Source organism: Actinotalea soli (genome assembly GCF_017565425.1).
GTDB classification, from domain to species: Bacteria; Actinomycetota; Actinomycetes; order Actinomycetales; family Cellulomonadaceae; genus Actinotalea; species Actinotalea soli.
The window spans coordinates 43,192-57,800 of the sequence record NZ_JAGEMK010000011.1; the positions used below are offsets into that span (position 1 = coordinate 43,192).

The window sequence follows — 14,609 nt, forward strand, 5'->3', positions numbered from 1 at the left end:
ATGTCAGATGCTGCCAGGTGCGACGCTAGGTGCCCCGACCGCTCGCAGCAACGACCACGGGCGCGTGTCGCACGACGGGCTCACGAGCTGGTGATCGGCAGCTCCGGGGCCGAGACGTCGAAGACCGTCACGCCCTCGGTGACCTCGGCCTCACGCAGCGTCGCCAGGACGGTCGCCTTGAGGGTCGTCTGCTCCGCGCTCCCCCACTCGACCCGTGCCCCGTCGGCGAGCACCAGGCGGACCGTGTCCTGGCTCTCGGCCGAGAGCTCGACCACCTCCGCGGCGAGCTCCTCGGGCAGGAGCTGCAGCACGGCGAGCACCGCGCGCAGGGCCCGGGCGTCGGGGTCCTCGAGGGGGACGCTCACCACCGGGATGCCTTCAGGGGCCTCCGCCACCCGACCGACCTGGACGCCGTCGACGTCGAGCAGGGCCAGGCCCTCCTCGGCCGGTACCGCGGCCACGGGTTCCCGGGAGACGACGGTGACCTGCAGCCCGACGGGCCACACCCGCGCCACCTCGGCGGCGCGGACCCCGGGGACGTCGAGCACCGCGCGACGCAGCCCCACGGTGTCCAGACGCGGCAGCGGCGTCCCGGCGTAGGCCGCGACCACCGCCCGGACCTCGTCCGCGTCGACCACCGTGCCCTGGCCGCGGACCTCGACCTCGTCCGTGTCGAGGGCCATCAACGGGGAGAGGAAGAGCGCACCGAGCACGCCGGCGACCAGGACCAGCACGGCCGAGGACCACAGCACCCGGCGCCTGGTCAGGCGACGTCGCAGCGCGACCCGCTCGGCGAACCGCGCGGCGGACCCGGTCGAGACCACCGGGGGCCGCACCGGGCGCCAGCCCGGCCGGGCGACCTCGCGGGACGGAGCCTGCGGCACACTCCCGCCCGCGGAGGGCGACGAGGTCCGGTGCGTGCGTGCCCCTGCTGCGGGAAGGACCCTCTCGGGCGCCCGCGTCCCGGGGCGCGGGGCGGTCCCGGTCCCGCGCGAGCGCCCTGCGGCGGGCGCGACCGGCTGACGGGAGGTCGGCGTCGGGACCGGCGCGACACGGCGCGGCCGGGCGGGCGGCCTCATCCAGGCACCGCGGCGAGGACCTCGGGGGCCAGGGTCGTGACATCCCCCGCCCCGACCGTCAGCACCAGGTCCCCCTCCCGTGCCGCGGCGCCGATCCGCCGCGCGGCCTCGAGCCGGTCCGGGACGAAGGTCGCGTCGTGGCCGGTCGCACGCAGGGGCTCGGTGATGAGCGCGCCCGTGACCTGGGGGTCAGGGTCCTCGCGGGCGCCGTAGACGTCGGTCACGACCACGACGTCGGCGAGACCCAGCGCCTGGGCGAACTCCGCGGCGAAGGTCCGTGTGCGGGAGTACAGGTGCGGCTGGAAGAGCACCAGCACGCGGCCCCCGCCCGCGACCGGACGGGCCGCGCGCAGCAGCGCCTCGACCTCGGTCGGGTGATGAGCGTAGTCGTCGACCACGCGGACCCCGCGGACCGCACCGCGGTCCTCGAACCGGCGTCCGGTGCCCGTGAAGGTGGACAGCGCTCGCGCCGCCGTCGGGCCGTCGACCCCGAGCAGCCGCGCGGCGGCGTAGGCGGCCGCCGCGTTGCGGGCGTTGTGCAGCCCCGGCACCGTGAGGTCGAGCGCGACCGGCGGCAGACCGGCCTCGACCAGGGTCGCCGTGCTGCCCGAGCCGTGCGCCTGCCACCCCTCGAGCCTGAGGTCCGCCTCGCTGCCCGTGCCATAGGTCACGACCGAGCGGCCCCGGGCACGGGTGCGCGCTGCGAGCTCCCGTGACCCGGGGTCGTCGGCGCAGGCGACGAGGTGCCCGTCGGGGACGACCTGGTCCACGAACCGGACGAAGGCCTCCTCGAAGGCCTCCCGGGTCCCGTAGTGGTCGAGGTGGTCGGGCTCGACGTTGGTGACGACGGCGATCGTGGGGCGGTAGGCGAGGAAGGACCCGTCGGACTCGTCCGCCTCGGCGACGAAGACCGGCCCGTGGCCGTCCCGCGCACCGGCGAGGACCCCGACCGCCGGGGCCGGGTCCTCGGGCGAGGCAACGGCCTGCACCGTGCCACCGACCGCGTACGAGGGGTCGAGCCCGGCCCCGGCGAGGGTCACCGCGATCATGGCCGAGGTCGTGGTCTTGCCGTGGGCCCCTGCCACGGCGACCGCGGTGCGGTCCTGCATGAGAGCGGCCAGCGCCTGCGACCGGTGCAGCACCCGCAGCCCTCGGTCGCGAGCGGCGAGGAGCTCGGGGTTGTCGGGGCGGATCGCCGTCGAGACCACGAGGGTCGTCGCCGTGCCGAGGTTCGAGCTCGCGTGACCCACGTGGACCGTCACGCCGCGGGCGGCGAGGGCGTCCAGGACCGGGCCAGGACGTGCGTCCGATCCTGAGACGACCAGGCCACGGGCAGCGAGCAGCGCTGCCACGACGGACATCCCGGCGCCCCCCGCACCGACGAGGTGGACGCGCCCCAGCTCGGCGACCGTGGGGACCCCATCGGGGACGGGGCTCGCCGGGCTCCCGCCGCTCACGGCGTCGCCTCCTGCGTCGGCACGGCCGCCTCCACGAGGTCGGCGACCCGAGCCGCGGCGTCACGCACCCCGACCCCCGCGGCCGCCAGGCCCATCTCCGCCAGGCGCGACGGGTCGGCGACCAGGGGCAGCAGCTGCTCCACGACCCAGCGCGGGTCCAGCTCGGCGTCGGGCACGAGCACCCCGCCCCCGGCCTCGACCACGGGTCGGGCGTTGAGGCGCTGCTCACCGTTGCCGATCGGCAGCGGCACGTACACCGCGGGCAGGCCGAGGGCGGCGAGCTCGCTCACGGTCCCGGCCCCGGCCCGTGCGACCACGAGGTCCGCGACGGCGAGCGCCAGCTGCATCCGGCTGAGGTACTCCCGCACCTGGTACCGCCCGGCGAGCCCGGCGGCCAGTCCCGACTCGCTCAGCTCGCGGACCTGGTCGCGCACCGCCTGAGCCTTGCCCTTGCCCGTCAGGTGCAGCACCTGGACCCCTGCCGCGAGAAGCTCGGCGGCGGCGCCGACCACGGCCGAGCTCACGCTCACCGCCCCCAGGGAGCCGCCGGTCACCAGGACGGTCGGCAGCTCGGGGTCCAGGCCGAGCTCGGCCGCGGCACGCACGCGCGTACCTGCGGCGTCGACCGCACGCTCGTCGATGAGGTCGGCGATCTCGGGACGCAGCGGCAGCCCGGTGACCTGCGCTCCGGCGAGCTGGGTGCCGGGGAAGGTGACGGCCACCGAGCTCGCCCACCGCGCACCCAGCCGGTTGGCCAACCCGGGACGCGCGTTCTGCTCGTGGATCACCACCGGGGTCCCGCGACGTCGGGCCGCGAGGTAGGCCGGGGTCGAGACGTAGCCGCCGAAGCCGACCACCACCTGGGCCTCGGTCTCTTCCAGGGCGTGCTCGGCGGCGTCGACCGCCTCACGCAGACGGCCCGGCAGACGCAGCCAGTCCGGGGTCGGTCGCCTCGGGAGCGGCACCTTCGGCACCACGACCAGAGGGTAGCCGCGCTCGGGCACCAGCTCGGCCTCGAGGCCCTCGGCCGTACCGAGCACGGTCAGGAGGGCGCCGGGGTGCCGCGCGCTCAGCTCGTCGGCGACCGCGAGCAGCGGGTTCACGTGGCCGGCGGTCCCACCACCGGCCAGCAGGACGGAGTCAACCACGGGAACCTCTCGAGAGGACGGCGAGCGAACGACGGACGACCCCGGGACGGGCGGCCAGGGCCTCGGCCGCCCCGGGCTCGGCCCGCGCGAAGGAGAGCACCACCCCGATCGCGAGCATCGTCGTGACCAGGGCTGACCCCCCTGCGGAGACCAGGGGCAGGGGGACGCCGATGACGGGCAGCAGGCCGATGACCACGGCGATGTTGACGATCGCCTGGCCGAGCACCCACGTCGCGATGGCCCCGGTGGCGATCTGGACGAAGGGGTCGGTGTGCCGCCGGATCACCCGCGTCATGCCGACCGCGAGCACACCGAAGAGGGCCACGACGAGCACCGTGCCGAGCAGTCCGAGCTCCTCGCCGACGATCGCGAAGATGAAGTCGTTGTGCGCCTCGGGCAGGTAGGACCACTTCTCGGTGCTCTCCCCCAGGCCCACCCCGGTCAGGCCGCCCGAGGCGAGGCCGTACAGACCACGGGTCGTCTGGTAGCACTCGTTCTGCGCGTCGCAGTCGGCGCTGAAGAAGGCCTCGATGCGCCGGGTCCGGCTGCTGCCGTCCTGGGCCATCTGGATCACCAGGAGCACGACGAGGCCCCCTGCCACGGCGAACATCCGCAACGGCACTCCCGCCACGAAGAGCGCCCCCGCGACGAGCATCATCATGATCATCGCGGTGCCCAGGTCCTTGCCGAGGAGCACCAGCCCCAGGACGGCCGCCGCCCCGAGCACCCCGGGGATCAGCACGTGCAGCCAGCGGTGCAGCAGCGCGCGCTTGCGGGCGAGCACGAGCGCGAGCCAGACCGCGACGGCCAGCTTGGCGAGCTCGGAGGGCTGCATGGTCTGGCCTCCGGGCAGGTACAGCCAGTTCCGGTTGCCGCCCTGCTCTCGCCCCAGCCCTGTGAAGACGAGGGCCTGCAGGACCAGCGCGACCCCGAGGGCCGGCCACGCCACGCGCTGGTAGAACCGGACGGGCAGCCGGCTCGCGAGCCACGCCAGCGGGAGGCCGATGATCGCGAACTGGGCCTGGTTGAGGAACACCGCGTAGGGCGAGTTCCCGCCGCTCAGCGACGTCACGCTCGAGCTCGACAGCACCATCACGAGACCGATGACCACGAGCAGAACCGTCGCGCCCAGCAGCAGGTAGTAGCTGCTGACCGCACCGTTCCACTGGCCGAGCACTGCGCTGCGGTCACGCGGCGCGGTCTCGACCTCCTCCACCCGGGGGGTCGCCATCGCGGGGCTCAGTCGCCCGCGGGCGTCGTCGTCGCGGCGATCTCCCGCACCGCGGCGACGAAGGCCTCGCCGCGCTGGGCGTAGGAGTCGAACTGGTCCATGGACGCGCTCGCGGGGGCGAGCAGGACGGTGGAGCCCGGCCGGGCTACCCGGCGGGCCTCGGTCACGGCGCGGCGCATCACGGTCCCAGTGTCGGCCGGATCGACCCGGACGACGGGGAGGTCGGGGGCGTGTCGGGAGACCGCCTGCTCCCAGGGCTCGGCGTCGACGCCGATCAGCACGATCGCGGCGAGCCGGTCGGCCCGGTCGGCGACGAGCTCCTCGAACCGTGCGCCCTTGGCCAGCCCCCCCGCGATCCACACGACCGACCCGGGCTCGAAGGCCGCGAGGGCAGCCGAGGCCGCGTGCGCGTTGGTGGCCTTGGAGTCGTCGACGTAGGCGACCTCGTCGAGGACCGCGACGAGCTCGCTGCGGTGCGCCCCGGGGCGGTAGGCCCGGAGGCCGTCACGGACGGCGACGGGGGCGACGCCGTGGGCCCGGGCCAGGGCCGCCGCGGTGAGCGCGTCGAGGACGACGTGCGGAGCCAGCACACCGCCCGGCCCGGCGAGGTGGGCGAGGTCGTCGAGGGTCGCGAGCTCGGCCGCCGACCGGGTGCGGGACGGGTCGGCCAGGGGGGCGTGGAAGCTGCGGTCGACCAGGATCCCGTCGATCAGGCCGAGCTGTCCCGGGCCCGGGGGGCCGAGCGTCGTACCGACCGCCCGAGCGCCCTCGGCGACGTCGGCCGCACGGACCATCTCCTCGACGGTGGGGTCCTGGGCGGGGTAGACGCAGCCGACCTCGACCCCGCGGTACACCCTCGCCTTGGCAGCCGCGTAGGCCGCGCGCGAGCCGTGCCAGTCGAGGTGGTCGTCCGCGACGTTGAGCACCGCGGCGGCCTGGGCCGTCATCGAGTGCGTGAAGTGGAGCTGAAAGCTCGAGAGCTCGACCGCGAGCACGTCGTGCTGCGGGTCGGTCGCGGCCTCGAGGACGGGGGTTCCCACGTTGCCGACCGCGGGGGCCCGCAGCCCCGCAGCGGTGAGGATCGCGGCGAGCATGCCCACCGTCGTGGTCTTGCCGTTGGTCCCGGTGAGTGCCAGCCAGGGTGCGGGGCCTCCCCCGGCGGCGCGGTCGACCCTCGTCCGCCAGGCGAGCTCGACCTCGCTCCACACCGGGGTGCCGCGCAGGCCCGCCTGGACCAGGACAGGGGCCTCGGGGCTCCACCCGGGTGAGGCCACCACGAGGTCGACCGCGGCCAGGTCGACCGCGGCATCGGTGCTGAGGTCCGCGTCCTCGGCCCGGTGGTCGAGGGTGGTCACCAGCGCACCCCGGTCGCGCAGCACCTGCGCCGCAGCGCGTCCCGAGACCCCCAGCCCGGCGACGAGGACCCGGCGGCCGTCGAGCGCGACGGCGGGCATCAGCCCGCCACCCACTCGGCGTAGAACACCCCGACCCCGACCGCGACGAAGAGACCCGCGATGATCCAGAACCGGATGACGATGGTGACCTCCCCCCACCCCGAGAGCTCGAAGTGGTGGTGCAGCGGAGCCATCTTGAAGACCCGCTTGCCGGTCATCTTGAAGAAGCCGATCTGGATCACGTCGCTCAGCACGATCAGGACGAAGAGCCCGCCGATGATCGCGGCCAGGATCTCGGTGCGCGACAGGATCGACAGGCCGGCCAGGGCCCCGCCCAGCGCCAGCGACCCGGTGTCGCCCATGAAGATCTTCGCCGGTGAGGCGTTCCACCAGAGGAAGCCGAAGCATGCCCCGGTGATGGCAGCAGCCACGACGGCGAGCTCGAGGGGGTCGCGGACCTCGTAGCACCGCGGTCCGGCGCTCAGCAGGGACTCGCACCGCTGGTTGAACTGCCAGACGCCGACGAGCACGTAGGCGCCGAAGACGATGAGCGACGCACCCGTCGCGAGACCGTCGAGCCCGTCGGTCAGGTTGACCGCGTTGGACCACGCCGTGATGAGGAAGTTGGCCCAGAGCACGAACAGGATCAGCCCGAGGGTCACCCCGGCGAACGCCAGGTCGATGTTCGTGTCGCGGATGAAGGAGATCTTCGTCGAGGCCGGGGTCCGGAAGTTCTCGCTCGGGAAGTTGAGCGCGGCCACGGCGAAGGTCACGCCCACCACGCCCTGGCCGATGATCTTCCACCGCGCCTTGAGGCCCAGGCTGCGCTGCCGGGAGATCTTGATGTAGTCGTCGAGGAAGCCGACCAGACCCAGGCCGGTCATGAGGAACAGCACGAGGACCGCCGAGGCGCTCGGCACGTTCCCCGTCACCAGGCTCGCCCCCGCCCAGCCGAAGAGGGTCGCGCCGATGATGACGACCCCGCCCATCGTGGGCGTGCCGCGCTTGGTGAAGTGCGCGGTCGGTCCGTCCTGACGGATGAACTGCCCGTACTGCTTGCGGACGAGCAGCCGGATGAGCAGCGGGGTGCAGAGGAGGGCGACGACGAGGGAGAGCCCGCCGGCGAGCAGGACGGCGATCATCGAGGCCTCACCTCTGCGGTGAGCCGCTCACCCAGCTGCCAGAGGCCGGCACCGTGCGAGGACTTCACCAGCACGACGTCCCCGGGCTCCAGCTCGGCCTCGAGCCACGCGGCGGCGGCCTCGACGTCCGGGACCAGCCGGGACTCCTCGCCCCACGAGCCCTCCTGGAGGGCGCCGAGGTGCAGGGCGCGGGCCTCCTCGCCGACGACGACGAGCCGCGAGACGTCGAGGCGCACCGCCAGGCGGCCGATCTCGTCGTGGGCGCGCAAGGAGTCCTCGCCGAGCTCGAGCATGGCACCGAGCACCGCGATCGAGCGACGGCCCCGGGACCGGACGGCCAGGGCCTTGAGGGCCGCCCGCATCGAGTCCGGGTTGGCGTTGTACGAGTCGTCGATCACGGTCACGCCGTCGGGCCGTTCGGTCACCTGCATCCGGTGCGGGCTCAGGGCCGTGGCGCGGCCGAGCCGTGTCGCGATCGCGTCCAGGGGCAGGCCGAGGGCCAGGCAGGCCGCGGCCGCGGCGAGGGCGTTGTGCACGTGGTGCTCGCCCACGAGCTGCAGGGCGACCGGGTGCCGCTCCTCACCGACCACGAGGTCGAAGCTCGCGCAGGAGGACGCGTCCACCCGGATCTCCTCGGCCCGGACGCGCGCGTCCGCGCCCGCACCGAAGGTGAGGACGGGGCCGGGTGCCTGCGTCGCCATGGCGGCCACCCGGCCGTCGTCGGCGTTGAGCACCGCGGTGCCCCCCGGGACGAGACCGGCGACGATCTCGGCCTTGGCCCGTGCGACGGCCTCGATCCCCCCGAACTCGCCGAGGTGGGCCGAGCCCACCACGAGCACGGCAGCGACGTCAGGGGCGGCGATCGCCGTGAGGTAGTCGATGTGCCCGGGGCCGCTCGCGCCCATCTCGAGCACGAGGTAGCGGGTCGTCGCCTCGGCCCGCAGCACGGTCAGGGGCAGGCCGATCTCGTTGTTGAAGGAGGCCTCGGGCCAGACGGTCTCCCCGTGCTCCCCGAGGAGCTGGGCGAGCAGGTCCTTGGTGGTGGTCTTGCCGACCGACCCGGTCACGGCGACCACCTGGAGGGACCCGTCGCCGCGCAGCCGGGAGAGCACCTCACGGGCGAGGTCGCCCAGGGCCTGGGTCACGTCGGGGACGACGACCGAGGGCACGGGCCCCGACCCGTCCGCCGCAGGGACCTCGCGAGCCGCCAGGACCACCGCCGCGCCGTCGGCCACGGCGCGCGCAGCGAAGTCGTGCCCGTCGACGTGGTCGCCCCCCAGGGCGACGAAGAGGCAGCCCGGCGTGACCTTGCGAGAGTCGGTGACGACCGGCCCGGTCACGGTGCGGTCGGGGTCGCCGACCACGCGGCCTCCCGTCATGGTGGCCACCTCGGCGGCGGTCAGGTCGATCACGCGGGCGTCTCCGGGGTCGAGGGGTTGCTGGTGGCGGCGAGGAAGGCGTCGCGGTCGTTGTACCGGTGGAACACGCCGCCGATCTCCTGCGTGGGCTCGTGGCCCTTGCCGGTGACGATCACCGTATCGGCCTCCTCGGCGAGGGCGACCGCGGCCCGGACCGCCTCGACCCGGGGCGCGACCTCGTGCACGTCCTCCCCGTCGGGGCGCACCGTGCGGACGCCGTCGAGGATCGCCCCACGGATGGTCTCCGGGCGCTCCGAGCGTGGGTTCTCGTCGGTCACGACCAGCACGTCGGCGAGCCGCGCGGCGATCTCCCCCATCATGGGTCGCTTGCCCCGGTCCCGGTCGCCGTCCGAGCCGAAGACGATCACGAGGCGCCCCGGCGTGATGGGACGCACCGCCTCGAGCGCGAGGGTGAGTGCGTCGGGGGTGTGCGCGTAGTCGACCAGGCACAGCGGTCGTCCACCACCCCGCTCGACGACCCGCTCCATGCGGCCCGGGATCGCGCTCGCCGACCCCACCGCGGCGGCCGCGGCCTCGAGGGGAACCCCCCCGCGGTGCGCGAGGACCACGGCCAGCGCGGCGTTCGACACGTTGACCAGACCCGGCAGCGGGCTGGCAGCCGCCACGGCGACCCCCCCGGGGCCGGTCAGCGTGAAGGTCGAGCCCACGCCGTCGAGGCCGACCGTCGCGTCCTCCACCCGCCAGTCGGCCTCGGCGTACCCCGCACCCTCGGCGCGGGTGGCGACGGTCTCGACAGGGATCCGCGCCTCGCTCGCGAGCCGCACGCCCCAGACGTCGTCGACGCACACGACCCCGCGTCGGGCCTGCTCGAGGGCGAAGAGCCGTGCCTTGTCCCGGAAGTAGCCCTCCATGTCGCCGTGGAAGTCGAGGTGGTCACGCTGGAGGTTGGTGAACCCGACGACGTCGAACACGAGGCCCGCCGTACGGTGCAGGGCGAGGGCGTGCGAGGAGACCTCCATCGAGCAGGCCGTCGTGCCCCGCTCCCGCATGAGGGCGAAGAGGCCGTGCAGCACCGGGGACTCGACGGTCGTCCGAGGGCTCTCGATGGACTGGTCGCCCACCCGGAGCTCGACGGTGCCGATGACCGCGGTGCTCTCGTGCACCGCCGCCAGCGCGGCGTCGACGAAGTAGGACGTGGTCGTCTTGCCGTTGGTGCCGGTCAGGCCGACGACGGTGAGGGCCGCCGCGGGGTGGTCGTAGAGCCAGGCCGAGACGTCACCGAGCCGGGCACGAGGGTCCGGGGTGACGAGGACGGGCACGGCGAGCCCGGCCTCCCGGAGCAGGTCCAGACCGGCGGGATCGGTCAGCACGGCGACGGCCCCGGCCTCGACGGCGGCAGCCGCGTAGGCCGCGCCGTGGGCGTGCTGGCCGGGCAGCCCGGCGAACAGGTCACCGGGCTGGACCTCGCCAGACCCCACGGCCACACCCGTGACCAGGGGGTCGGGGAGCTCGACGGGACTGGTGGTCACCTCGGCGCGCTCGAGCTCCGGGGCGAAGGCCCGGGCGAGGTCGCTGAGGTGACGTGCGGGACGATGCTCTGGGCGCATCCGACCTTGGGGGGACGTCACGGGGCGAATCTACCGTCCGGCCGCGGCGGAGCGCGCCGTCACTCGTAGGTGGTCGGGTACAGGTCGGCGGCGCCCGTGCTGGGTGGCACGCCGAGGTAGCGGAGCGCGTAGCCGGTGACCTCGGAGAAGACCGGAGCGGCCACGGCACCGCCGTAGATCGAGGTCTTCGGGTCGTACAGGGCGACGTTGACGGCCAGCACCGGGTCGTCCGCCGGGGCGATGCCGATGAAGGAGGCCACGTGCTTGATCACACCGTTGCCCTCGAAGGCCTGGGCGGTGCCCGTCTTGCCGGCGACGCGGTAGCCGGGGATCGCGGCGTTCGCCCCGGTGCCGTCCGCCACAGCGCTCTCGAGCATCCGCACGATCGTGCCGGCCGTCTCCTCGCTGACGACCCGCTCGGGCTCGGCCAGCTCGGCGGGGTGCTCGGTGCCGTCCTCGTCCACGGTGCCCTTGACCAGGTGGGGCTGCTTCCGGACCCCGCCGTTCGCGAGGGTCGCGAAGACCTGGGTCGACTGGAGGGTGGTCGCGCCGAGCCCCTGGCCGAAGAGCACGGCGTACTGCGTGCGCCCGTCCCAGCTGTCGGCGTCGTGGAGGATGCCCGCCGACTCCCCGGGCAGCCCCACGCCGGTGAGCCGACCGAAGCCGAACTTGCTCAGGTAGTCGTGGCGCACCTGGGTCGGCAGGTTCTGACCGACCATGACCGTCCCGGTGTTGGAGGACTCGGCGAGCACCCCGGTGAGGGTGAGCTTGAGGTCCTCGTGCTCGTGCGAGTCCTTGAACTGCTGACCGTTGGGCGCCGTGTACTGGTCCGGGATGACGTACTGCGAGGTGGGCGTCGCGAGACCGGCGTCCAGGGCGGCAGCCATCGTCACCACCTTGGCCGTCGAGCCGGGCTCGTACACGGTCCAGGAGGACCTGCTGCCCCGGTCTGCGGTCGGCGTCGCCCCGGGGTCGTTGGGGTCGACCGCGTTGGAGTCGGCCAGCACGAGGATCTCACCGGAGCTCACGTCGATGATCTGGACGACGCCCCACTCGGCCCCGCTGGCAGCGACCTGCTCGTCGATCGCGTCCTGGGCGACGTACTGCAGGTCGCGCATGAGGGTGAGCTGCAGGTCCTCGCCCGGGACGGCGGGCTCGACGCCCTGCTCGCCGGTGGGGATCCGCTGCCCGCGCGCCCCGCGCTCGTAGGTCTGCGACCCGGGCTCCCCCGTCAGCAGCTCGTCGTAGATCTGCTCGAGGCCCGCCTGGCCGTACCCCTCGGCCCCCACGAAGCCGAGCACGTTGCCCGCGGTCGTCCCAGCCGGGTAGTACCGCTCGCTGGCCTGGTCCCCGGCCACCCCCGGGACCTCCTGCTCGAGGACCTTCTCGTAGACGTCGGGGGCGACCCCCTTGGTGAGGTAGACGTACCGCCGCTTGTCGTCGGGGTCCTCAGGGCCCCACAGCACCGGGGCCAGCTCGGCCGCGTCGAGGTCGAGCAGGCGGGCGAGAGCCCCGGCCGCCTCGCTGAGGTCGGCCGGGTCCAGGTTCTCGCTGAGGTGCACCTGGTCGACGAAGATGTCGTAGCGCACCACCGACGTCGCCAGGACCTCGCCCCGGCTGTCGACGATGTCGCCGCGCTCGGCGGGGATGGCCACCGTCGTCAGGCGCTGGTCGAAGGCCTCGGCGGCCACCGTGCTGGCCTCGATCACCTGGACCTGGACGAGCCGGACGACCAGGGCCAGCAGCGCGACGACCACGATGGCGAGCAGCACCGCCTGACGGCGGGAGGCGTCGACCGGCGGGGGTGCGGCGACGGCCGCTGCCCGCGCCACGGGGCGTGCGGTGGGACGTCGGGGGGCAGGCGCACGCCGGACCGCCGCGTCCGTGCTCGGGCGAGGCCGCGGGGTCGAGGTCCGCCGCCGCTCGTCGCTCACTCCCCCACCTCCGCAGGCCGCGGGTCACCGAGGACCGTGCCGTCGGCGAGCCGCAGGTAGCCGGCGTCCTGGCTCTGCACCATCCCGAGCTCGCTGGCCGCCGCCGCGAGGTCCTCGGGCGAGGTCGCCCGCGCGAGCTGCTCGTCGAGCTCCTGCTGCGCCTGCGCGGACTGGGCCAGCCGGGTCTGCAGGTCGAAGCGCTCGTACTCGCCCTGGGCCATCGAGGTGTTCAGCACGAGGGTCGCCAGGAGTGCCGAGGCGAGCACGCCCATGCACAGCAGCACGAAGGGCGTCCGAGAACGGCGCGTGGCCGGGGCGCGGACCACGCGCAGCCGGGGCGCGCCCGCCGGTGCCGGACGAGCGGCTGGCCGCGCGGGTGCCCGCTGGGGCGACTGGTGGGACCGCGCCGCGCGCTGCTCGGGGTTCGACGCCGCACCGCGCGGGGCCCGGACGGAGGTCGCGTGCGCGGCGCTCACGCTGCCCACCGCGGGGTGACGTCGCGCAGGTGCGCAGGAGTCGGTCGCGCGCGCTCTGCGGCGCGCAGCCGGACGGATGCCGAGCGAGGGTTCGTCTCCTGCTCGGCGGGCGGAGCGAGCTCGGCGCCACGGGTGAGGAGGCGGAGGTACGGGCGGTGGGTCTCGGGCTCGACCGGCAGTCCCAGCGGGGCGCTCGACTCGGCGCCGCGGGCCAGGGCGCGCTTGACCAGGCGGTCCTCGAGGCTCTGGTACGCCATGACGACGAGGCGCCCTCCGACAGCGAGACCGGCCACGGCCGCGGGGAGGGCGCGCTCGAGGGCCTCGAGCTCGCCGTTCACCTCGATCCGCAGGGCCTGGAAGGTCCGCTTGGCGGGGTTGCCCCCGGTGGTGCGGGCCGCGGCGGGGATGGCCGTGCGGACGATCTGGACCAGCTCGCCCGTCCGCTCGAGGGGACGGCCCGCGCGCTGGGTGACGATCGTGCGGGCGATGCGCGCCGCGAACCGCTCCTCGCCGTACTCGCGCAGGATCCGGACGAGGTCGGCCTCGGCGTAGGTGTTGAGCACCTGCGCCGCCGTGGGACCGGTGCTGGGGTCCATCCGCATGTCGAGCGGGGCGTCGTGCGAGTAGGCGAAGCCCCGCTCGGTCTCGTCGAGCTGCAGGGAGGAGACGCCCAGGTCCATGAGGACGCCCTGCACCGGGCCGTCGACCTCGTCGGCCACGACGTCGAGCACGGCGTCGTAGACGGCGTGCACCCCCGTGAACCGGTCGGCGAAGGGGCGCAGCCGCTCGCCGGCGAGGGTCAGGGCCTGCTGGTCGCGGTCGATCCCGATCACCCGGAGCTCGGGGAACCGACGCAGCATCGCCTCGGTGTGGCCCCCCATGCCGAGGGTCGCGTCCACGACCACCGCTCCCGGCTCCGCGACCGCAGGGGCGAGGAGCTCGAGGCAACGCTCGAGCAGGACCGGCACGTGCCGGTCGGCGGTCGGGCGCTGCGCGTCCTGGGGGGCCTCGTGCGGGTCCATGTCACCTCCTGGTGCCGGGGCCGTGCTGGCCGCGGGTCGTGATCCTGCGTCCCGGTCCGCGGCGCCGGGGGCCGCGGTGGGTGATGGTGCTGACGGTGCTGGTCGGGAGGCCCTCCACCGCCCGACCAGGTCTCCCTCCGCAGCTCTCTGGCACCGGGGAAGTGCGCCAGAGGGCGGGAGGAGACCTCACCGTGCGGTGCAGCGGTCCGTTCAGGTCCGTCGCACCCGTGCGTCAGTCAGAAGGCACCGGGGAACACCTCCTCGGCCGTCTCGGAGTAGGTGCTGATCTGCTCCTCGAGGTACGTCTCCCAGGCCGCCGCGTCCCAGATCTCGACGCGGGTCCCGGCACCGATGACGGCGACGTCCCGGTCGAGCCCCGCGTAGGCACGCAGGGCCGAGGGGATGGAGAGCCGGCCCTGCTTGTCGGGGACCTCGTCGTGCGCCCCGGACAGGAAGACACGCAGGTAGTCCCGCGCCTGCTTGCTCGTGACGGGGGCCTGCCGGATCTGGTCGTGCATGCGACGGAACTCCTCGACCGGGAACACGAACAGGCACCGCTCCTGGCCCCGGGTGACCACGAGCCCCGAGGCCAGCTGGCTGCGGAACTTCGCCGGAAGGATCAGTCGGCCCTTGTCGTCGAGCCGAGGGGTGTACGTGCCCAGGAACGGGGAGTACGTGCCGTAGCTCATGGAGTCGGCCACGTCACGCTCCCCTCTGGTCCCCCCGGAAAGGCCCACCGC

General features: G+C 74.4%; 12 protein-coding genes. All 12 read right to left on the minus strand.

Annotation, left to right across the window (positions count from 1 at the left end; genetic code table 11):
• Positions 1-80: 80 nt before the first annotated feature.
• On the minus strand, positions 81-884 hold the full coding sequence (locus J4G33_RS17345; protein WP_307793956.1) for a cell division protein FtsQ/DivIB: 804 nt from the start codon (positions 882-884) through the stop codon (positions 81-83).
• Positions 885-1,075: 191 nt separating this feature from the next.
• Positions 1,076-2,536 (minus strand): UDP-N-acetylmuramate--L-alanine ligase, encoded by a 1,461-nt coding sequence (murC, locus tag J4G33_RS15745; RefSeq protein ID WP_307793957.1) that lies wholly within the window; start codon positions 2,534-2,536, stop codon positions 1,076-1,078.
• The gene (murG, locus tag J4G33_RS15750; RefSeq protein ID WP_307793958.1) at positions 2,533-3,684 is read right to left on the minus strand and encodes an undecaprenyldiphospho-muramoylpentapeptide beta-N-acetylglucosaminyltransferase; all 1,152 of its coding nucleotides are present in this window, start codon (positions 3,682-3,684) and stop codon (positions 2,533-2,535) included. Before murG ends, murC begins: the two co-directional genes overlap by 4 nt.
• Positions 3,677-4,915 carry a putative lipid II flippase FtsW gene (gene ftsW / locus J4G33_RS15755; protein ID WP_208056945.1) on the minus strand — a complete coding sequence of 413 codons (1,239 nt, stop codon included), beginning with the start codon at positions 4,913-4,915 and terminating at the stop codon, positions 3,677-3,679. The genes murG and ftsW overlap by 8 nt, the downstream gene beginning before the upstream one ends.
• 8 nt (positions 4,916-4,923) lie before the next feature.
• Complete coding sequence (gene murD / locus J4G33_RS15760) at positions 4,924-6,369, minus strand: UDP-N-acetylmuramoyl-L-alanine--D-glutamate ligase (RefSeq protein ID WP_208056946.1); 1,446 nt, start codon at positions 6,367-6,369, stop codon at positions 4,924-4,926.
• Positions 6,369-7,451 (minus strand): phospho-N-acetylmuramoyl-pentapeptide-transferase, encoded by a 1,083-nt coding sequence (gene mraY / locus J4G33_RS15765; RefSeq protein ID WP_208056947.1) that lies wholly within the window; start codon positions 7,449-7,451, stop codon positions 6,369-6,371. The genes murD and mraY overlap by 1 nt, the downstream gene beginning before the upstream one ends.
• Positions 7,448-8,863 carry a UDP-N-acetylmuramoyl-tripeptide--D-alanyl-D-alanine ligase gene (locus J4G33_RS15770; RefSeq protein ID WP_208056948.1) on the minus strand — a complete coding sequence of 472 codons (1,416 nt, stop codon included), beginning with the start codon at positions 8,861-8,863 and terminating at the stop codon, positions 7,448-7,450. Before J4G33_RS15770 ends, mraY begins: the two co-directional genes overlap by 4 nt.
• Entirely contained in the window at positions 8,860-10,458 is a 1,599-nt protein-coding gene (locus J4G33_RS15775; RefSeq protein ID WP_208056949.1) for a UDP-N-acetylmuramoyl-L-alanyl-D-glutamate--2,6-diaminopimelate ligase, read from the minus strand. The genes J4G33_RS15770 and J4G33_RS15775 overlap by 4 nt, the downstream gene beginning before the upstream one ends.
• A gap of 38 nt (positions 10,459-10,496) precedes the next feature.
• On the minus strand, positions 10,497-12,269 hold the full coding sequence (locus J4G33_RS15780) for a peptidoglycan D,D-transpeptidase FtsI family protein (RefSeq protein WP_307793959.1): 1,773 nt from the start codon (positions 12,267-12,269) through the stop codon (positions 10,497-10,499).
• Between the two features lie 98 nt (positions 12,270-12,367).
• Positions 12,368-12,847, minus strand: a complete 480-nt coding sequence (ftsL, locus tag J4G33_RS15785; RefSeq protein WP_208056950.1) for a cell division protein FtsL — start codon at positions 12,845-12,847, stop codon at positions 12,368-12,370.
• Positions 12,844-13,869 (minus strand): 16S rRNA (cytosine(1402)-N(4))-methyltransferase RsmH, encoded by a 1,026-nt coding sequence (gene rsmH / locus J4G33_RS15790; RefSeq protein WP_208056951.1) that lies wholly within the window; start codon positions 13,867-13,869, stop codon positions 12,844-12,846. The genes ftsL and rsmH overlap by 4 nt, the downstream gene beginning before the upstream one ends.
• A 236-nt stretch (positions 13,870-14,105) precedes the next feature.
• Positions 14,106-14,558, minus strand: a complete 453-nt coding sequence (gene mraZ / locus J4G33_RS15795; protein ID WP_208057017.1) for a division/cell wall cluster transcriptional repressor MraZ — start codon at positions 14,556-14,558, stop codon at positions 14,106-14,108.
• Between the last annotated feature and the right edge of the window lie 51 nt (positions 14,559-14,609).